The organism is Myxococcus sp. RHSTA-1-4 (assembly GCF_020037125.1).
In the GTDB taxonomy this organism is placed as follows: Bacteria; Myxococcota; Myxococcia; order Myxococcales; family Myxococcaceae; genus Myxococcus.
This window is the reverse complement of the sequence record NZ_JAIQDG010000010.1, coordinates 180,798-199,923: the sequence shown is the minus strand read 5'-3', so window position 1 is coordinate 199,923 and position 19,126 is coordinate 180,798. Positions and strand designations below refer to the sequence as shown.

Sequence of the window (19,126 nt, the reverse complement as noted above, 5' to 3'; positions counted from 1 at the left end):
GGGACGCGTGTGTCGCGGCGGAAGGTAGTCCCGAGGCTCCGGACGCTCACTGGCCAGTCGTCCGCATTCATGGTCCATTCGTCCTGGAGGCGCGGTCATGGACGTACTCGCCGACACGCTGCGCGGCGTTCACATGCGGAGCACGGTCCACGGCCGGCTGGAGCTGACCGCGCCCTGGGGCATGCGCGTCGAGGCGCGGGACAGGCCCTCGTTCCACGTCGTCTCTCGCGGAAGCTGCGTGCTCGAAATCAACGGCACGCGGCACGCGCTCGCGGGAGGCGACTTCGTCTTCGTCCTCGGCGGGGTATCCTACGTCCTCAAGGACAGCGCGAAGACGCGCCCCGTCCCGGCCACCGGCATCTACGGGCAGTGCGGAAGCGTCATCCGCCACGGTGGCGGGGGAGCGCCCACGACGCTCATCTGCGGCGGCTTCGTCTTCGACGGCACCACGCTGAGCCCGCTCATCGCGAGCCTGCCTCCCTTCCTCCATGTGAAGGGGGACGGAGGCGTCGCCACGCGGTGGCTGGAGTCCACGATGCAGTTCGTGGCCTCGGAGCTGGAAGCCGCGCAGCCCGGCTACGAGACGGTGGCGAGCCGGCTGGGAGACGTGCTCCTCGTCCAGGCCCTGCGGGCGCACGTGGCCTCCCTTCCCGCCGGGCAGGGCGGCTGGCTGCGCGCGCTGGTCGACCCCCGGCTCGGCGCCGCGCTCCAGCGCGTCCACGAGCGGCCGGAAGCGCCCTGGACGGTGGAGGGGCTCGCGCGCGCCGCGGGCATGTCGCGCTCGGTGTTCGCGGCGCGCTTCAAGTCACTCGTGGGCGAGGGGCCGCTGACCTACCTGACGCGCTGGCGCATGCACCGGGCCATGCAGCTCATGACGGAGGGGACGCGCTCGACGAGCGAGATTGCCCAGGCCGTGGGCTACGAGACGGACAGCGCCTTCGTGAAGGCCTTCAAGCGCCACGTGGGCGAGACGCCCGGAGCCTGGCGGCGCCGGCCCGGGGGCTGACCCACGCCCCGCGCCCAGGCGTCAGTGCACGGTGCTCGGAAGGTAGTCGGCGATGGAGGCGCCATCGCCCGCGTCGAGCACCCGGACCTCCCTGGCGATGTGGAGCCCTCCCGCGATGAAGTAGCTGACGCGGACCTGGGCGTTGTCCGTCAGCCGGCCCTGCTGCGACGGGTCGGACCACGAATAGCGGGCGCGGTCATCCATGCGCACCGTGACGTCCTCTCCCGAGGAGGCGTCGTGGAACGTCAGGTGGTCCGGGCCGGCGTCCACGATTCTGCCGGTCACCATCCGCTCCACGTTGGCCTGGTACTCACTCCAGTTCTCCATCACCATGGCGTTCCCATCCCGGCGGTGACCGCTCACGTAGACCCGCCCGGCGAACGAGCCCGAGGCCCGCCGCCCGGCGGCGTGAGACACGGCATCCGCGCACCCCTTCAAGCTGAGCCCGGCGCGAGCCATGGACCAGACGGGGCCGGAGCCCCTGCTCCGCCGTCATCCGGTGGAGCAGCGGCACGGAACACCGGTGGGCGGAGGGTCAGCCGCGCCTGCGCACGGGACAGGTGTTGATGCCCAGGAGCGTGTACAGCGGGCAGCTCCCCACGAGGCCCGTGAGCAGGGGGACGAAGCCCAGGAGGCCCCAGGCCGTCTTCGGTCCGATGAAGACGAGGGCGAGCAGCCCGATACCGAGGGCGACGCGCAGGGCTCGCTCGACGGGGTGTTCGTTCGCGGGGAAGAGACGGGTCAGCATGTTCATGCCTCCGGAAGCTGGGATTCCCCCGGAGGCATTGCGAGGTCCGTACCAGCCCTTCCCGGCGCGTCCTCCAGGCGAGGCGCCGCCCGGGCGCCCCCGAAAGAAGCGCAGCCGGTGCGCGGCGGGCGCGGCACGCGCAAGGATTGCGGCGGGACGAACCGGACCACCGGGCGGCCCCGCCTAGTGCCGCGAGCCGCCAGCCGCGGCGGCGACGGCCTCCTCCTCCACCAGGGCGCGCCCGTCCGACAGCGCGTCGCTCACGGTGGCCATCAGCACCTCCGGGCGGACGGGCTTCTCCAGCACGCGGTTCGTCACCGAATCCATGAACGCCCGCGACTCCGCGGTGTAGGCCCCGCCGGAGATGAACACCACGCGCTCGGCCTGCCCCGGAGCCAGGGCGCACAGGCGGCGGTAGACGGTGGCGCCGTCCGTCTCCGGCATCTGCAAGTCACACAGGATGACGTCGAAGCGGTGGCCCGCGGACACCAGGGCCAGCGCCTCGCTGCCGCGCGTGGTGGTGACGATGTCGTGGTAGGGCTCCAGCAGCAGCCGCATCGACTGCGCCAGCCTCGGCTCGTCGTCCACCACGAGCACCCGTCCGCGCCGGCCCCGGGAGCCAGGCCTCGGCTCGCACGCCGCCACCGGCCGCGACCCGGCGCTCACCTGCACCGGCGCGGCCGGCAGCAGCACGCTGAAGACGGAGCCACGGTCCGGCTCGCTGCGCACCTCCAGCTCCCCTCCGTGCGCGCGGACAATCTGCTGGCAGATGGGGAGCCCCAGCCCGGTGCCCTCGCCCATGGGCTTGGTGGTGAAGAACGGCTCGAAGATGCGGGGCATCACGTCCGCGGGGATGCCGGCGCCGGTGTCCACCACGTCCACACGCGCCCGGCCGGAGGCGTCCGTGCTGGTGCGCACGCGCACCTCGTTCAGGGTGGGGCTGCCCTCGGGAATGGCCTGCATCGCGTTCACCAGCAGGTTGAGCAGCACCTGCCCCAGCCGGGCCTCGCTGCCCAGTACGCGCGGCACCGGCCCGAACTCCTCCACCACCCGGGCCCTGTGGCGCAGCGCATGACTGACGATGCGCACCGCCGGAGGCACCAGCGCGTTGAGGTCCACCAGCCCACGCTCCTGGTCACCCTGGCGGCTGAACACCTGCAGGTCCCTCACGATGAGCCGGATGCGCTCCGCGCCCTCCAGCGCGCCCCGCACCCCGGTGAGCGCGTCCCGCATGGCCGGGAGGCCGCCCTCGGAGAGGCTGCGCGAGGCGGCCTCCAGGTTCAGCACCAGGTAGGCGAGCGGGTTGTTGATTTCGTGCCCCACGCCGGCCGCGAGCGTGCCCACCGCGGCCACGCGCTCGGCGGCCACCAGCCGGGCCTGCAACTCCTTGGTGGCGGTGATGTCGCGGTGGGTGGCCACGAAGTGGGTGACGTCCTCGCCGGTGGCGCGCACGGGGGACAGCTGCACCTCGCTCCACACCAGGGTGCCGCCCTTGCGCGGAAGCGCCACCTCCGCGCAGAGGGGCTCCCCGGCCAGCAGGGCCGCCTTCGCGCGCTGGCGCAGCGCCAGCTCCTGCTGCTCCCCGTAGAGCAGGCACGGGTCCTTGCCCACCAGGTCCTCCAGGCGCTGGCCCACCAGCGCGCAGTAGGCCTCGTTGGCGAACACGATGCGCAGCGAGCCCGGGCCGACCACCTCCGAGATGAGGACGCCCTCGTGCACACTGCGCACGGTGGTGGCCAGCAGTTGCAGCTTCCCCACCGCGCGGCGGCGCTCCTCGCTCGCCGCCGCCAGCAGCAGGCCGGTGACGGAGGTGACGGCGAGGAAGAGCTGCAGCACCAGCAGGTCGTCCGTGAGCTGGCCGGAGGAGAAGGGCCCCTGCCCGCCCGCGGTGCCGGTGATGGCGGCGGCGGCGATGGCCAGCGTGGTGGCCGCCGCGCCGCCCGTGCCGAAGCGCAGCGCCGCCCAGGCCGACATGGGGAACAGGAGGAAGGTCGCGGCGTGCCTCGCGGTGTGCTCCACGCTGGGCAGGAAGAAGATGGCCACGCCCAGCAGCGTGGTGAGGCCCGTCAGCAGCAGCGCCTCGCTCCACCGCCGCGGCAACCTCGGCTTGCGCAGGCACAGCAGCGGCGGCGCCACCACCAGCACGCCAATCAGGTCTCCCACCCACCACACCCAGCTGGCCCGGCCCAGCTCCCGCCAGGGCAGCACGCCGCCGAGCACCAGGGACAGCGGCCCCACCGAGGAGCTGATGAGGGTGCAGAGCGTCCCCGCCCCCGCGCACAGCAGGACGACGTCCCGGATGCGCTCCAGCCGGCTGTCGAAGCCCAGCCGCCGCACGAGCAGCGCGCCCAGGCCCGCCGCCAGGGTGTTGCCCACCGCGACCCCGAGGCTCGTCAGCGGGGAGACTCCCGTGGAGGCCGTCACCGCCCACGCGCCCACGAAGACGCCGGGCCAGAGCGAGGCCCCCCGCAGCACCAGCGCCGCCAGCGCCACCCCGATGGGAGGCCAGACGGGGCTGACGTTACCCCCCACGGTGGCCAGGAACAGGCCCAGCTTGCCGGCCGCGAGGTACACGAGCGCCAGCGCCAGCATCTCCAGGAGATGCCTGCCTCGTAAAGCGCGTGCCCTGGCTTGGAGCAGCCCGAAGATGACCCATCCCCCCAGGTCCCGCCTGACGACGCGGCGGGCACCCACGGCGGCCATGCTAACCGGGTCCGGCGGAACAATGCACCTGTCGTCCGGAGGGCAGGCAGGCAAGCGTCCAGGAGCCGATAGCAGGCGGATGCAATGGGTCCGGACCCGCTCCGTAGAGAGGAGCAAGGAGGTTGAACCGAAACGATGTCGCGTCCCGGAATCGCTGCCCTGCTGTCCTTCCTGATCCCCGGCGTGGGCCAGATCTACAACGGGGACATCCTCCGCGGAGTCTTCTGGCTCATCATCACCCCGGGCTTCTGGATCGGCACCGGTGGGTGCCTGGGCTGGGTGTGCCACATCATCGCCGCCGCCACGGCCTACAACCGGGCGGAGGACCACGAGAAGTATCGCGTCAAGGTTGTCTAGCGGCGCGGGCCGGTCGCAGGGGGAAGACCGGCCCGCGTCCTTCTTTCCGCGCCGCCTTCTCACGCCGGCCACCTTCTTGGCTCCAGGTTTCACGGGTTGTAGGGTTTGTGCATGACCCAGCCCAACATGAAGAGTGAGAAGCAGCCCGAGGTTGACTGGTACCTGGAGTCCCTCGTCCACATCGTCACCGCGACGAAGTTCTCCATCGGCGTGACGCTGTCGGTGGGAGGCACGGTGGTCACCGGCCAGCTCATCAGCGGCAAGGAGTACCTGGAGCTGTCCGCCGGCCAGATTTCGGACGCCTTCAAGCGCCTGGGCGTGTCCGAGGAGGGCGCGAAGGGCATCAAGGAGAGCCTGGCCAGCCCCGCGGAGCGGCTGTACCGCGAGGAGACGGACGCGCAGCCCGCCGGCTATGGCTACATCCACCTGAAGGACGCGCGCATCGTCACGGGGGCGGCCTCGCACGCGCTGGGCGGCTCGCTGTGGCGCGCCCGCCTGTCCACCGTGGATGGCTTCTCGCTGGGCGAGCTGACCCAGGCGCCCTGAATCCCGATTCAGGTTCCAGGCACGGCGGCCCCTACCGCCGTGCCGCGTCGAGCCCCCGGACGTGCCGCTCCGCGCGCTGCTCAGCGCCCGGTGCTGGCGACGCGCTCCCAGCCGGGCGGATAGGCCATGACGAGCCCGAGCTCGTCCGTGTCCACCTCGGCCACGAAGCTCCCGCCGTTGCTCTCGTAGCGGTAGCGCGACGGCGTCAGCCGCGTGTACCGCTGCGGCAGCGTGACGAGGGACAGGTCCGGCATGCGGACCCACGCGGCCGTCACATCGCTCCCCTTCCCCACCTCCAGCGCCAGCCGGCGGATGGGCAGCGTGTTCGTGGAGGGCGTGAAGGCCAGGTCGATGTCGGTGCACCCGCGCAGCTGCGGAACCTCCTCGTCGCCGCGCCACCAGCGCCGCTGCGCGTCCACCCGGAGCGAGAGCGCCTGCTCCATGCCCCCGCGTCGCAACAGGATGCGCGCCTCGCGCGTCGCCCACTGCCCGTCACAGCGGAGGGTGTAGTCGGCCGCGTACGGGACTCCCGCGTCGGCGAGCACCACCGAGCCGGCCAGCTCCCAGCCGTCGGAGAGCTCGCGAAGCTCGAAGTACTCGGTGCCCGGCGAGTCCATCCGCAGCCAGACGAGCGCGCGGAGGCACCGCACGGGAGTCCTGCCAGAGGCCGCATCGGTACGCTGTGAGGTCATGAGGAGGGTCCACCCACGAGGGAAAGGAAGGTCCGCCGGTTCATCGCCACCGTGGGCCCATACGGTAGGCGGGAGCGCGCGGGCCGTCCTACACGTCCTTGCTCCCGCGTCGTGAACCGCACGCTCGCCGCCCCAGGCGCCCTGCCTGACGTCAGGGCCGGGCGTTGCGCAGCGCCGCCAGCAGCTCGCCGGCGGTGGTGGCCACCGCGCGAGCACCGTGCGCCCGCAGCTCGTGGACGTCCCGGAAGCCCCAGGTGACACCCACGCCGTACATGCCCGCCGCGCGCGCCGTCTCCATGTCCACGGCCGTGTCACCCACGAAACCACACACGCTAGGCGGCAGGCCCAGCTCCGCCGCCAGGCCCAGCGCCGCCGTGGGGTCCGGCTTGCGCGGCACGCCCGGCCGCTCTCCATACACGGCGCCAAAGGGCACGCCCGGCAGCAACCTCGCCACCAGCCGCTTCACGAAGCCGTCGGACTTGTTGCTCAGCACACCCAGCCGCACGTCCTGCTCCGCCAGCGCGGCCAGCACCCCGGGGAGGCCGGGGTACGGCACCGTCCGGTCGAAGAGGTGCGCGTCGTAGTGCGCGCGGTAGGCCGCCAGCACCGGCTCGTGCAGCGCCTCGCGCCCCGCCGGCACGGCCCTGCGCACCAGCTCCCTCACGCCCTCACCGACAAAACGCAGGTAGGCGGACTCCGGGTGGACGGGCAGGCCGTGGTGCGCCAGCGCATGGTTCATCGCGTCCGCGATGTCGCCCAGCGAGTCCACCAGCGTCCCATCGAGGTCGAAGATGACGGCACGAAGCTGCATGGGATGAGGCCTCCGGAAAAACGAAAACGCCCCGGCCGGAAGAATGGCCGGGGCGTTCGGGGCACGAGGCCCGCGACTGCCGCCGCTCAGTGGGGGGCGGCCTGGGCCGTGGGGCCCGCGGCCGCGTCACCACTGATGGTGAGCACCGCGAAGTTGATGTTGTTGTAGCCGGCCGTGGCGCAGCTGAACATCACCCGCTTGATGATGGAGTACTCCACCTCCTTGTGGGCCTGGATGTTGATGTCGCCCTTGAAGGAGTTGGCGTCATCCTTGGCCATGGCGTGGAGGTCCTCGTACTGCTTCTTCATGTCCCGCAGCTTCTCCTCCAGCGCGGGAATGTTGAGGTACTCGTCCTTCACCAGGTCTTCCACGCGCCCGACGATGGTGCCGGACACACTGACCTGGTCGCCGGACACCATGACGACGGGGTGCATCTCCACTTCCTTGACGTTGATCGCCTCGGGAAGCTCGATGTCCTTGGTCATCATCAGCACCTCGCCCGTCGCGGAGAAGTTCGCGATGAGGAAGAGCACGATGATGACGAACATGTCGACGAGCGGGGTGATGAGGAGGTCGGCGTAGCCGCTCTTCTTCCCGTGCCCACCGTGCCCGAACACCTTCGAGTGCGCGAGGCGCTTACCGTACCGCTTGCCTGGGACCTGGATGGCCATGACGTGTGCTTGCTCCGTGGGCGACTAGCCCATCGCCGCGGACACCGACACCTGGGGCAACCCGGCGCCGATGCACTCGTCGATGATGCGGACCAGGTCCTCGTAGCGGACCTTGTCCTCGGGCTGCAGGGTGATGGCCGTCTGGTCCGGAAGCTGCGCCTTCAACTCCTTGAAGCGCGCCACCAGCTTGGACAGGTCCGTCTTGCCCTTCGCGTCCTTGGTGAGGGGAATCGGGTCGAACGTGCTCTGGTCCGCGGTCAGCCGCAGCTCCGTGGGAGTAATCAGCAGGTTGAGCTGGACCGTCTTGGTCTGCTCCTGCTGCTGCTCCTCCTCCATGGAGGGGCCTCCCGCCTGGGAGACCTGGAGCCGGCCAATCTGCGTCCAGACCGCCGTCATGATGAGGAAGCTGATGGTCACCGCCATCAGGTCGATAAACGCGGTCAGGTTGATGGCGACGTCGAGCGACTTCTTGCCCTTGCCACCTTGACCTGTGTCCATTCCGCCGGCCATGGCGTTCTCCTCCTTCGGCCGGGCTCAATGAAGAGCCAGTGGAATTCGAATGGGCGCGCCGCGCGTCCCTTTCACGGGACAGGACAACGCGCCCGGGGGCCAGGTTCCCTGACGGCTACTCCTCGCCGTGGGCCGACGAGGGGACGTTCATGTTCTTGAACTTGTCCTTGTTGGCCACGATGAGGTTGAGAACGGAGACGCTGGTCTCGTTGATGTCGTTGATGAGCGACTGCGTGCGGCCCATCAGCACGGAGAAGGCGACCAGCGCGGGAATCGCCGTCACCAGCCCGAAGCCGGTGCAGTTCATGGCTTCGGAAATACCGTTGGCGAGAATGGTCGCCTTGTCGGCCGGGTTCACGTTGGCCACGGCCTCGAAGCAGGAGATGAGACCGGACACCGTACCGAGCAGACCGGCGAGCATCGCCGCGTTGCCGAGCATGGCGAGGTAGCCGGTGCGCGCCTCGAGCTTCGGCGTCTCGCGCAGGCTGGCCTCGTCCAGGGCCGCCTGGACCTCGTCGTTGCCCTTCGGCACGTTCATCAGGCCGGCCTTGATGACGTTGGTGAGCGGGGTGGCCTTCTGGCCGGCCACGTAGTTGATGGCCTTGTCCAGGTCACCCGCGTAGATGTGCTTCTTCAGGCCGCGCAGGAAGGCTTCCTTGTTGATGGAGGCCTTGCCGAAGAGGACGATGCCGCGCTCGACCATGATGGCCAGCGCAATCACGAGGCACACGGCGATGGGGTACATACCCCACTGACCGGCCTCCCAGCGCTTCGCCAGCTCCTCGAAGAAGCCACGCTCCGGGCCGCCGGTGTTCGCGAGCACGGTCAGATTCGTCAGATACCCCAGGTTCATCGCGTAATGCCTCCACTAGGCGGCTTGACCCGTGTCTGCGGGCCTTCCAGCCTGCCGCCCCCCCGGGCGGATGGTCCACCCTGATGGGCGGCAGGAATGGATGTTGAAAACGGTGGTGCCGACTTTAGGAATGCAGGGGTGGGGTGTCAAGGCGGGCCCAGCGGCGTTAAGTGCTGAAATCTCACAGGAATTTTGCGCCGGAGCGCCCCTTGCCAGGTGGTCTCCCCAGCAACAGGGCGAGCATTTCCGGGGGTATTCCCAAGCGGCGCGGGATGTGACAACGCGCCGGCTTCCGGGGTTCCGGAACGCGTGCTAATGGCGCCGCCATGGCGAGGAAGCGCATTGGCGAGCTGCTGTTGGAGCAGCGTGCGATCAGCGTCGCGCAGCTCGAGGCGGGGCTGGCGGCTCACCGCAAGTCGGGACAGCGGTTGGGGGCGACGCTCGTCGCGCAGGGCGCGATTACGGAGGCGACGCTCGCGGGCGCGCTGAGCCAGGCGCTGGGCATGCCCCAGGTGGATCTGGCGGCCCTCACCCCGGAGTGGGCGGCGGTGCACCTGCTGCGCGCGCGCTTCTGCGAGCAGCATGAGCTGTTCCCCATTGCCCTGGAGAGCGTGGGCGGGCGGCGGCAGCTCGTGGTGGCGATGAGCGACCCGCTCAACGTGACGGCGGTGGAGGAAATCGAGTTCACCACCGGACTCAAGGTCAGCCCCCGCGTGGCGGGGCTGTCCGCGGTGCGGAGCGCCATCCTCCGCTACTACCACAAGGTGCCGGTGGCGGCGGCTGGCGCGGCGGGGACGGCGCCGGCTCCGGCGGCCCGGCCCACGTCGGTGAAGCCGCCTCCGGCCGCGCCCGCGAGGAACGTGCCTCCCCTGGCGAAGGCGGCGCCCCCGCCCGAGGACGACGAGGAGGTCATCGTCGGCGAGGAGCTGCCGCCGGGAGAGGCCACCCAGCGCACGTCCCTGGCGGAGCTGATCCGCGCCCGGGAGGAGCAGCGGAAGCAACGGCGCGAGCAGGCCGCCGCGAAGCCCAAGCCCGCCAGCGGCGGCGGCGTGCTGGACGACCTGGACTACCTCTTCGGCCAGGCGCGAGAGGACCCGGACCGCGTCGAGGAGCTGGAGCGCAAGTTCTGGGCGCTGATGCGGATCATGGCGCGCAAGGGCTTGCTGTCGAAGGAGGAGTTCACCCGCGAGCTGGACGACGAGGGCGAAGGCTGACGGCACCCGCCGCCAGGCCCCGTCCACCGGGCCGCGCCAGCGTCGGGCGGGCAGGCTCGGGTCCCAGGGGCCGGGAGAGGCCGGGGAGTGTCCATGTCCGAAAACCGCGAGAGCGTGTCCCCCGGACGTGAGAAGTGAGGGCGCATGGACCTGCTCGACCGCGCGGCCTGCTACCGCGCCCTCCAGACCCGCGATGCCCGGTTCGACGGGCGGCTGTTCGTCGGCGTGACGTCGACGGGCATCTACTGCCGGCCCATCTGCCCGGCGCGCACCCCGAACTTCAAGAACTGCCACTTCTACGCCTCGGCCGCCGCCGCGCAGGAGGCGGGCTTCCGGCCCTGCCTGCGCTGCCGCCCGGAGACGGCTCCGGACCTGGCGTCGTGGCGGGGCACGTCCAACACCGTCTCGCGCGCCCTGGCCATCATCGCGGACGGCGGGCTCGACGGGGGGGAAGCGGGCGTCGACGCGCTGGCGGAGCGGCTGGGCGTGGGCGGCCGGCAGCTCCGCCGGCTCTTCAAGCAGCACCTCGGCGCGTCACCCATCTCGGTTGCCCAGACGCGGCGCGTGCTCTTCGCGAAGCAGCTCATCCAGGAGACGCGGATGCCGATGGCGGAGGTGGCGCTCGCCGCCGGCTTCGGCAGCGTCCGGCGCTTCAACGAGACGTTCCAGGACTTGTATCACCGCCCCCCGAGCGAGCTGCGCCGCAAGGCCTGGACGGAGCTGCCGGCGGGCTCCGTCGCCGAGGCGGGGGTGACGCTCCGGCTGCGCTACCGGCCGCCATATGACTGGGCGGCGATGCGGGCCTACCTGGAGGCTCGGGCCATCGACGGTGTCGAGCAGGTCACGGAGGGACGCTACCGGCGCACCGTGTCCCTGGACGGAAGGCTCGGCACGGTGGAGGTCCAGCACGAGCCGGCGCGGGACAGCCTGGCCGTCACCGTCCGCTTCCCGAGCGTGCGCTCCCTTCCCGCCATCATCGCCCGCGTGCGCCGGGTGTTCGACGTGGGCGCCGACATCGAGACGATTGGCGCCCACCTCTCGCGAGACCCCTTCCTGGCGCCGCTGCTGGCGCGGCGTCCGGGCCTGCGCGCTCCGGGGGGATGGGACGGGTTCGAGCTCGCGGTGCGCGCCGTCCTCGGACAGCAGGTCACCGTGGTCGCGGCCCGGCAGCTCGCCGGGAAGCTGGTGGCGCTCTGTGGGGAGGTCCTTCCCGACAGGGCCAGCACCCACGCGGAGTTGTCCCGCGCGTTCCCCTCGCCCGAGCGCGTGGCTTCAGCGGACCTCGATGCGCTCGGCATGCCCTCCGCCCGGCGGGCGACACTGAAGGCCCTGGCGGACGCGGCGCTCGCGGACCCGCGGTTGTTCCTTCCCTTCGGCACGGTGGAGGAGGCCATCGCGCGGCTGCGCTCCATCCGAGGCGTCGGTGAGTGGACGGCGCAGTACATCGCGCTGCGCGCCCTGCGGGAGACGGATGCGTTTCCGGCCAGCGACCTCGCCCTCCTGCGGGGCGCGGCCAATGACGCGGGCGAGCGCCCCACGCCCGCGGACCTGCTGCAACGCGCGGAGCCCTGGCGGCCCTGGAGGGCCTATGCCGCGCAGCACCTCTGGGCGGCGGACGCGGACATGGGCCAGCGCGCACGGGAGGCCCGTCATGGCTGAGGTCCTGCCCCTGCTCATCGACCGGACCGCCACGCCGATTGGCGAGCTGGTCATCGTCGCGGACCATGAAGGACGGCTGCGCGCCATCGACTGGACCGACTACGAGGCGCGCATGCGCCAACTGCTGCGCCTTCACTACGGCGAGCGGGGCTTCGCGCTTGAACCGGTACGAGACCCTCATGGCCTCACGAAGGCGATGGCCGCCTATTTCGAGGGAGACCTGGGCGTCATCACCCGCCTGCCGGTGGAGACTGGCGGAACACCCTTCCAGCGGTCGGTCTGGGCGGCGCTGCGTGACATCCCCTGCGGGACGACCGTGTCCTACGCCGAGCTCGCGCGACGAATCGGCCGGCCCTCCGCCGTGCGCGCGGTGGGGCTCGCGAACGGCGCGAACCCCGTGGGCATCGTCGTGCCCTGTCACCGCGTGGTGGGCTCCAATGGCTCGCTCACCGGCTATGGCGGCGGAATCGAGCGGAAGCGCTGGCTGCTGGCGCACGAGGGCCACGGCGCCGCCCAGCCGCTCCTGCCATTCACCCGCTGAAGATTCCACCGCCGACGGCACCCGTACACCCAAAGGAAGGAAGCCCCATGACCTCGCAGCACGCCATGAGCCATGCCCAGGTGTTTCGCCGGTTGCACACCGAAGGACTGCTGCTCCTCACCAATGCCTGGGACGCCGGAAGCGCGCGGCTGATGGAGAGCCTGGGCTCGAAGGCGGTTGCCACCACCAGCGCCGGAGTGGCCTGGGCCCACGGGTACCCGGATGGGAACCACCTGCCGGTGCGGGTGCTGGCCACGACGGTGGCGGAAATCTCCCGCGTGCTTCGCGTGCCGCTCAGCGTAGACGTGGAGGGCGGCTACTCGGACGACCCCGCCGCCGTGGGCGAAGCCGTCGCCACGGTGCTCGATGCCGGCGCGGTGGGAATCAACCTCGAGGACGGCTCCGGTACGCCGGACCTGCTCTGCGCCAAGATTGAGCAGGTGAAGCGCGTTGGCGTCCGGCTCGGCGTGGACCTGTTCGTGAACGCCCGCACGGACGTCTACCTGCGCGGACTTGCGCCCAAGGGGCGCCAGGTCGAGGAGGCGCTGGCGCGCGCCGAGCGCTACCGCGCCGCGGGAGCGGATGGGCTCTTCGTCCCGGGTGTGGTGGACGCGGCGGAAATCCGCGCGATTGCCTCGGCGGCGCGGCTGCCGTTGAACGTGATGGCACGCCCCGGCCTGCCTTCTCCCTCGGAGCTCGAGTCGATGGGAGTCCGGCGGCTGAGCGCGGGGTCGGCCATCCCCGAAGCGCTGTTCGGCCGGGCGGCCTCGCTGGCCAGGGCCTTCCTTCGCGACGGCGCCGCCGCCCTGCCCACCGAGGGCGCCATGCCCTATCCCGAGCTCAACGCGCTCATGGCGGCGCGCTGAGCCGTACTCCACCAGAACGGACTGCCCCGCGCTGTACGCCGCAGGTCTCGTGGAACGGACGCTCCATTCCGGTTACCGGCGGCCCGGGGGCTGGCATGCTGGGGGCAAGGCCCCAACACCCGAGGGGGGCCGAAGCCGGAATGGCCGCTCACCCCGCCGACAGCGGCAGGCGCACGGTGAAGGTGGTGCCCACGCCCATGCTGCTCTCCACGGTAAGCCGGCCGCCGTGGTTCTCGACGATGCCCTGGCAGATGGACAGTCCCAGGCCGGTGCCCTTCCCTTCCGGCTTGGTGGTGAAGAAGGGCTCGAAGATGCGCTGCAGGTGCTTGGGGTCGATGCCCGTCCCGGTGTCGCGCACCTTCACCACCGCGTCCTGCCCGTCCCGCCCCGTGGACAGGTACACCGAGCCGCCCGGCTGCATCGCATGGCAGGCGTTGGTGATGAGGTTCACGAAGACCTGCACCAGGTTCGCCCGCACCGCGGACAGCGGCGGCAGCTCCGAGTACTCCCGGTGCACACTCACACGCGCCTGCGCCACCACGTGCTCGCAGAAGCCCACCGCCATGTCCACCACGGCGTTGAGCTGCACCTTCTCCGGCCGGTCCTGCGCCGGACGCGCGTAGCTCACCAGGTCCCGTGTGAAGCGCAGGATGCGGTGGCTGCTCTCCAGGATCTTCTTCAGCTTCTCCTGGTCCGCCGGGTTGGCGCCCGGCGTCAGCCGCGAGCGCTGCAACAGCGCATCCGCGTAGGTGGCCACCGCCGTCATCGGGTTGTTGATTTCGTGCACCACGCTGGCGGCGAGCTGGCCGATGGAGGCCAGCTTCTCCGCGTGGATGATGCGCTTCTCCAGCTCCTTCACCACGGTGATGTCCTGGCCGATGGCGATGACACCTTCCACTTCACCGTGCTGGGTGAGCATGGAGGAGGTGGCGAAGGACACGCGCACCTCGCCGCCGTCCCGGGCCAGCAGCCGCGTCTCGAAGCTGTTCACCGACTCGCCGCGCATGGCCGCGGCGATGACCTGCGACAGCCGCAGGTGCTCGCTCTCCGGCACCAGCCAGAACAGGTCCTTGCCCAGCACGTCCTCCTTGCGGAAGCCGGTGAGCGCGCTGAGCGCCTGGTTGAAGACCACCACCTGCTTGTCCCGGCTGGCCACCAGGATGAGCGCGTTGGCCTTCTCCAGCAGGTCCTCCAGGTACTTGCGGACGAACGTCAGCTCGTCGATGAGCTTCGCGTTCTTCACCGCCACCGCCACCTGGTTGGCGAGCTGCAGGAGGACGCGCTCGTCGTGCTGCACGTCCGCGTCGAAGCCCTCCGGGTACTCCATGTTGACGGCGCCGAAGAGCTGCCCGCTGGCCACCAGCGGCGCGCTCACCCCGTGGGTGCTGCCGTGGAACAAGAGCGGCACCTCGCCCAGCACCACCACCCGGCCCGCGGGCAGCGACGCCGCCGACAGGTTCGTCTTGTCCACCGCGCGCTGGAGCAGCGCCAGCGGCTCGTGCGAGCCCTCCTTCAGCCGCCCCTCCGCGTAGAGCGAGGTGAGCCCGCCGGTGCGCGCGTCGGTAATCCGGATGCAGAAGGAGCGCCCGGGGAACAGCTCCTTCACCCCGCGCGCCACCGCCGCCACCAGCTCCTCCTCGCCGCCCGCCTCGGCCACGCTGCGGCCCAAATCCAGCAGCACGCTCTCCGTGCGCGCCTGCTCCAGCAGGGCCCGCTCCGCCACCACCAGCCGGTTGCGCGCCAGGTCCGGCTCGTTGCGCGCGCGCACCGCCACCACGTCGCCCCGGCGCGACAGCGTCAGCACCACGCCGGCCAGGTGGGACAGCAGCTCCACGTCGCAGCTCGCCCCGTCCGCGGGCACGCTGGCGCCGGACAGCGCCCGCGCCACGTCGTCCACCGTCGCGTGGTGCTCCGCGCAGAAGCGCCGGAAGGCATCGTTGACGGCCAGCAGCCGCAGGCCCGGGTCACACACGGCCGCGGGGGTGTCGAGCGCCTCGAAGAAGGCCTGGAAGGACTCGGCCGCGGGGCCGCCGGGAATGCGTACGACTCGGGGCTCAGTCTTCATGGGAGGTGGCCTTGTCCAGGTCGAGAATCTGTTGCGCCCCCATGTACGACTTCGTCTCGTAGCGGGTGATCTTCCCAATCTTCCGGACGATCTCCGCCATGCGCTCCGCCTCGCGGTAGATGATGTCCACCGGCTTCCAGGCGAAGTCCTCCTCCTTCAGCTTGCGCTTGAGCAGCTCCGCGTAGCCCATCACCGAGGTGAGCGGCTGGTTCAGCTCGTGCGCCGCGGTGCCGGCGAGCGCGACGATGACCGCGCTCTTCTCGCTCTCCTCCAGCCGCGTCTCCACGTCCGACAGCTTGCGCTCGAGCTGCATGCGCGCGCGCAGGTCCGTGAAGATGCCCACGCTGAACACCTCGCGGCCGCCCTCGTAGACGATGGAGGCCGTCATGCTCACCGGCACCCGCTCGCCGGAGCGGTGCACCAGCTCCTCGCGGGTGAGGGCCAGCCGGCCCTTGCCGCCATGCTCCGGGCTGCGAATCATGGCCATGATTTTCTTGGCCACGCCGGGCGGATAGAGCTGCTGGACGGAGAGGCCGAGGGCCTCCTGCGCGGTGTAGCCGCACATGGCCTCCGCGCCCTTGTTGAAGAGGATGATGCGGCCCTTCAGGTCCGCCGCGATGATGGCGTCCACCGACGAGTCGATGAGCCGCTCCAGGAAGTCCTTCGTCTGGCGCAGCTCGTACTCCAGCTTGCGCGCGTCGGTGACGTCCCGGAAGGAGAGGATGGTGGCGGCGTCCTCGTCGCGCAGGGGCGCGGCGGACATGGACAGCGTGAGGCGGCGGCCCGCGGCGGTGCACACCTCCACGTCCACGCCGGAGCGGGCGTCACCCTGCGCGGCCGTCGTCACCAGCTCCATCAGCACGCACTCGTCCACCGGCTGGGTAATCTGGTGCAGGTGGCGGCCGCGCGCCTCGGGAGCGGGAATGTCCAGCATGGCCGCGCCCGACGGGTTGAGCGACAGCACGCAGGCCTTGTCGTCGAGGATGGCCACGCCCTCGCTGACGTGCGCGAAGAAGAGCTGGTAGGGCTTGAACGAGGCGGCCTGCTCCTCGGCGGCGAGGCGGGCCGTCTTCTCCGCCTCCGTCTGCCCGCGCACGGACTGGAGCACGGACGCGTTGCGCAGCGCCACGGCGGTGGCGTGCGCCACGGTGGTGAGGAAGTCGATTTCCCGCGAGGTGAAGGTGCGCCGGGTGCCCGCCGCGCGCACCAGCAGCACGCCCCGCACCTGGCCGCGGATGGGCAGCGGCAGCGCGGCGATGGCGTGGATGCCCCGAGCGGCCACCGCCCGGCGCTCCACGTCTCCCAGCAGCGGGTGCGTGGACGCCTCCTGCATCACCACCGGCTTGCCGGTCCGCATCACCTCGCGGATCTCCGGGTAGCGCGACAGCTCGATGCGCAGGTCCTTGAGGGCCGGGTCGTCGCTGGCGGCGACGATGATGCCCTCGTCGGCGTTGCGGCCCAGCATCACCAGCGTGGCGCGGGCGATGTCCAGCTTCTCCGCCAGCCGGCGGGTGACGCCGTGCAGGAGCGCCTCCACGTCGGAGGTCTCCGCGTACTCCGCCGTCAACTCCAGCAGGAGGGACAGGTCTTCCTGGCTGCGCGCCTGCTCCTCGCGCTCCACGTGGCGCGCGGCGGCGCGCTGGAGCCGCCAGGCGAGCTCGTGGGTGGCCAGCGGGACGGTGAGGACGTCCACGGGCCTGAGGGCCTCGGCGGCGGCGAAGCCGCGCTCGCCCGGCTCCACCAGCGCCACCAGGGTGAGGCTGGAGGCGCGGGGGCCGTCGAGCAGGGCCCGCACGGCGGGGCCGCTGCCAGGCAGGCTCAGGTCCACCAGGGCGAGGGAGGCCTCTTCCAGGCCGGATACCACCCGCAGGCCCGCACGCGCGGCCGAAGCCGCCAGCGGCTCACGCGCGGGCGAGTCGGGGGGCACCAGGGTGATGCCGAGAGCGAATTCCAGCGAGGACGACACGTGGGAGGTGGGGTCCTTGAGGGCGGGGGACCCCCACTCTACACGCCCTGATGGCTCAGGGGCAGTCCGACTCGAAGGCACCCAGGTCCGGCGCCGTCCCACACCAGGTCAGCCCCAGCGCCAGCCCGGCGTTCCGGGCGGGCGAGGCGGCCCCCAGGCGGCGGTCCAGGCCGCTGCCCGCCCTCCAGTCCGCGAAGCCCATGTCCGCGCCGTCCAGGCGGAAGACGGCCGGCCTGGGCGGGAGCGGGCGGACGTGGGCGTGGGCGGACGGTGTCGCCATGCTCATGGCGGGGCCGTGCGTTCCCCTGGGATGCGGAGAGCGCGTGCGAGGGAGCCGCGCTGCCTCCGCGCTTCAGGAGACGGCTTGGACATCTTCAAGGAATTCACCTTCGAGTCCGCCCACCGGCTGCCCCACGTGCCCGCCGGCCACAAGTGCAGCCGGCTGCATGGGCACAGCTACCGGGTGGAAATCCACGTGCGAGGCCCGGTGGGCGAGCGCTCCGGCTGGGTGATGGACTTCTCCGACATCAAGGAGGCCTTCGAGCCCCTGCGGCAGCGGCTGGACCACTACTACCTCAATGAGGTCGAGGGCCTGGAGAACCCCACCAGCGAGAACCTGGCGCGGTGGATATGGAAGCGCCTGCGCCCCACCCTCCCCCTGCTCAGCCGGGTGGTGGTCCGGGAGACCTGCACCAGCGGCTGCGTCTATCAGGGCGAGGATGACTGAACCCGCCGCCCGTGCGATGTAGCGCCCCGGGAATCGACCACGAGGGCAACCACATGAACGTGCTCATCACCGGGGCCACCGCCGGGTTCGGGCTGGCCATCACTCGCCGCTACATCCAGGACGGGGCGCGCGTCATCGCCACCGGACGGCGGACGGAGCGGCTGGAGGCCATGCGGGCGGAGCTGGGGGAGCGGCTGCTCCCCGTGACGCTCGACATCACGGACCGCGAGGCGGTGGAGCGCGCGGTGCGCTCGCTGCCGGCGGAGTTCGCGGAGGTGGACGTGCTGGTCAACAACGCGGGCCTGGCGCTGGGGTTGGACCCGGCGCAGTCGGCGCGCGTGGAGGACTGGGACGTGATGGTGGACACCAACGTGAAGGGGCTCCTGTACTGCACGCACGCGGTGCTGCCCGGCATGGTGGCTCGCAACCGGGGCCACATCGTCAACATGGGCTCGGTGGCCGCCGAGTACCCCTACCCCGGCGGCAACGTGTACGGCGCCACCAAGGCCTTCCTGCGCCAGTTCAGCCTCAACCTGCGCGCGGACCTCCACGGCACCGCCGTCCGCGTGACGGACATCGAGCCCGGACTGGTGGGCGGCACGGAGTTCTCCAACGTCCGCTTCCGCGGCGACGACACCCGCGCCGCGTCCGTCTACGCCAACACCCAGCCGCTGACGCCCGAGGACATCGCGGACGCGGTGCACTGGGTGACGACGCGCCCGGCGCACGTGAACATCAACGTCATGTCCCTGATGCCGGTGGCGCAGTCCTTCGGGCCGCTGCCGGTGAAGCGGGGCTGAGCCGCGCCCGTCCCGCGTGAGCGGGATGGCGCCCGAGGCCGTGCTCGCATGTCCGCGCCTCCCGTGTGACGCACCCACGGGAGCGGGCGCTCGGGTGCGGCCCCGGGGCGGGTGTCACACGGGAGCGGGCGCTCGGGTGCGGCCCCGGGGCGGGTGTCACACGGGAGCGGGCGCTCGGGGGCTCGCGCGGGCGTGTTCCGGAGCGGGCGCTCGGGCGGCTCGTGCGGGCGCGTTCCGGAGCGGCTCTCCCGCGCTCCTGAAAACTCACCTGGGCGAGCGGCACGCGCTCCTGAAGACCCACTCGGGCGGGCACCGGGCGAGTGGCTCGCGCTCGGACCGCCCGTGAGTGGCGGGGCATGCCGGGAAGCCCCTGACCGTTCATGGCCCCTGT

20 protein-coding genes are annotated in these 19,126 nt (G+C 71.4%); 9 read left to right on the top strand and 11 right to left on the bottom strand.

What is annotated here, in order from left to right; translation table 11 throughout:
* Positions 1-97: 97 nt before the first annotated feature.
* Complete coding sequence (locus K8638_RS16285) at positions 98-1,006, top strand: AraC family transcriptional regulator (RefSeq protein WP_223755451.1); 909 nt, start codon at positions 98-100, stop codon at positions 1,004-1,006.
* Positions 1,007-1,027: 21 nt separating this feature from the next.
* On the opposite strand, the gene K8638_RS16280 is transcribed toward K8638_RS16285, so the two are convergent.
* The 3 genes from K8638_RS16280 to K8638_RS16270 form a co-directional block, all read right to left on the bottom strand.
* A complete protein-coding gene (locus K8638_RS16280; protein WP_223755450.1) occupies positions 1,028-1,423 on the bottom strand; it encodes a hypothetical protein in 396 nt (131 codons plus the stop codon).
* A gap of 118 nt (positions 1,424-1,541) precedes the next feature.
* Positions 1,542-1,754: a DUF2892 domain-containing protein gene (locus K8638_RS16275; RefSeq protein WP_223755449.1), complete on the bottom strand. Its 213-nt coding sequence runs from the start codon at positions 1,752-1,754 to the stop codon at positions 1,542-1,544.
* A 183-nt stretch (positions 1,755-1,937) separates the two neighbouring features.
* A complete protein-coding gene (locus K8638_RS16270; protein WP_223755448.1) occupies positions 1,938-4,346 on the bottom strand; it encodes an MASE1 domain-containing protein in 2,409 nt (802 codons plus the stop codon).
* Between the two features lie 246 nt (positions 4,347-4,592).
* On the opposite strand from K8638_RS16270, the gene K8638_RS16265 reads away from it, so the two are divergent.
* On the top strand, positions 4,593-4,814 hold the full coding sequence (locus K8638_RS16265; protein WP_223755447.1) for a DUF5683 domain-containing protein: 222 nt from the start codon (positions 4,593-4,595) through the stop codon (positions 4,812-4,814).
* Positions 4,815-4,925: 111 nt separating this feature from the next.
* The gene (gene gvpU / locus K8638_RS16260; RefSeq protein ID WP_223755446.1) at positions 4,926-5,360 is read left to right on the top strand and encodes a gas vesicle accessory protein GvpU; all 435 of its coding nucleotides are present in this window, start codon (positions 4,926-4,928) and stop codon (positions 5,358-5,360) included.
* Positions 5,361-5,440: 80 nt separating this feature from the next.
* Here the strand turns inward: gvpU and K8638_RS16255 are convergent, their stop codons facing one another.
* From K8638_RS16255 to K8638_RS16235, 5 genes are all read right to left on the bottom strand, one after another.
* Positions 5,441-6,052 carry a putative glycolipid-binding domain-containing protein gene (locus tag K8638_RS16255; RefSeq protein WP_223755445.1) on the bottom strand — a complete coding sequence of 204 codons (612 nt, stop codon included), beginning with the start codon at positions 6,050-6,052 and terminating at the stop codon, positions 5,441-5,443.
* Positions 6,053-6,203: 151 nt separating this feature from the next.
* Positions 6,204-6,863 (bottom strand): HAD family hydrolase, encoded by a 660-nt coding sequence (locus tag K8638_RS16250; RefSeq protein ID WP_223755444.1) that lies wholly within the window; start codon positions 6,861-6,863, stop codon positions 6,204-6,206.
* 86 nt (positions 6,864-6,949) lie between these two features.
* Entirely contained in the window at positions 6,950-7,534 is a 585-nt protein-coding gene (locus K8638_RS16245) for a biopolymer transporter ExbD (protein WP_223755443.1), read from the bottom strand.
* A gap of 24 nt (positions 7,535-7,558) precedes the next feature.
* Positions 7,559-8,044 (bottom strand): biopolymer transporter ExbD, encoded by a 486-nt coding sequence (locus K8638_RS16240; protein WP_223755442.1) that lies wholly within the window; start codon positions 8,042-8,044, stop codon positions 7,559-7,561.
* 115 nt (positions 8,045-8,159) lie between these two features.
* Positions 8,160-8,897, bottom strand: coding sequence for a MotA/TolQ/ExbB proton channel family protein (locus K8638_RS16235; protein ID WP_223755441.1), 738 nt, complete (start codon positions 8,895-8,897; stop codon positions 8,160-8,162).
* A gap of 326 nt (positions 8,898-9,223) precedes the next feature.
* Here K8638_RS16235 and K8638_RS16230 point away from each other — a divergent pair, with 326 nt between their 5' ends.
* The 4 genes from K8638_RS16230 to K8638_RS16215 all read left to right on the top strand — a co-directional run bounded on the left by K8638_RS16230 (position 9,224) and on the right by K8638_RS16215 (position 13,177).
* On the top strand, positions 9,224-10,111 hold the full coding sequence (locus K8638_RS16230; protein ID WP_223755440.1) for a general secretion pathway protein GspE: 888 nt from the start codon (positions 9,224-9,226) through the stop codon (positions 10,109-10,111).
* A 144-nt stretch (positions 10,112-10,255) separates the two neighbouring features.
* Positions 10,256-11,770 carry an AlkA N-terminal domain-containing protein gene (locus K8638_RS16225; protein WP_223755439.1) on the top strand — a complete coding sequence of 505 codons (1,515 nt, stop codon included), beginning with the start codon at positions 10,256-10,258 and terminating at the stop codon, positions 11,768-11,770.
* The gene (gene ogt, locus K8638_RS16220; protein WP_223755438.1) at positions 11,763-12,311 is read left to right on the top strand and encodes a methylated-DNA--[protein]-cysteine S-methyltransferase; all 549 of its coding nucleotides are present in this window, start codon (positions 11,763-11,765) and stop codon (positions 12,309-12,311) included. Before K8638_RS16225 ends, ogt begins: the two co-directional genes overlap by 8 nt.
* A gap of 47 nt (positions 12,312-12,358) precedes the next feature.
* Positions 12,359-13,177: an isocitrate lyase/phosphoenolpyruvate mutase family protein gene (locus tag K8638_RS16215; protein WP_223755437.1), complete on the top strand. Its 819-nt coding sequence runs from the start codon at positions 12,359-12,361 to the stop codon at positions 13,175-13,177.
* Between the two features lie 148 nt (positions 13,178-13,325).
* Here the strand turns inward: K8638_RS16215 and K8638_RS16210 are convergent, their stop codons facing one another.
* The 3 genes from K8638_RS16210 to K8638_RS16200 are packed head-to-tail and all read right to left on the bottom strand — an operon-like array spanning position 13,326 to position 17,494.
* Positions 13,326-15,242 (bottom strand): ATP-binding protein, encoded by a 1,917-nt coding sequence (locus K8638_RS16210; protein WP_223755436.1) that lies wholly within the window; start codon positions 15,240-15,242, stop codon positions 13,326-13,328.
* Positions 15,232-17,208 (bottom strand): PAS domain S-box protein, encoded by a 1,977-nt coding sequence (locus K8638_RS16205; RefSeq protein WP_223755435.1) that lies wholly within the window; start codon positions 17,206-17,208, stop codon positions 15,232-15,234. Before K8638_RS16205 ends, K8638_RS16210 begins: the two co-directional genes overlap by 11 nt.
* A 55-nt stretch (positions 17,209-17,263) precedes the next feature.
* A complete protein-coding gene (locus K8638_RS16200; protein ID WP_223755434.1) occupies positions 17,264-17,494 on the bottom strand; it encodes a hypothetical protein in 231 nt (76 codons plus the stop codon).
* 24 nt (positions 17,495-17,518) lie between these two features.
* Here K8638_RS16200 and queD point away from each other — a divergent pair, with 24 nt between their 5' ends.
* The gene (gene queD / locus K8638_RS16195; RefSeq protein ID WP_370644000.1) at positions 17,519-17,935 is read left to right on the top strand and encodes a 6-carboxytetrahydropterin synthase QueD; all 417 of its coding nucleotides are present in this window, start codon (positions 17,519-17,521) and stop codon (positions 17,933-17,935) included.
* Positions 17,936-17,988: 53 nt separating this feature from the next.
* Positions 17,989-18,735, top strand: coding sequence for a bifunctional NADP-dependent 3-hydroxy acid dehydrogenase/3-hydroxypropionate dehydrogenase YdfG (ydfG, locus tag K8638_RS16190; RefSeq protein WP_223755432.1), 747 nt, complete (start codon positions 17,989-17,991; stop codon positions 18,733-18,735).
* Positions 18,736-19,126: the final 391 nt, after the last annotated feature.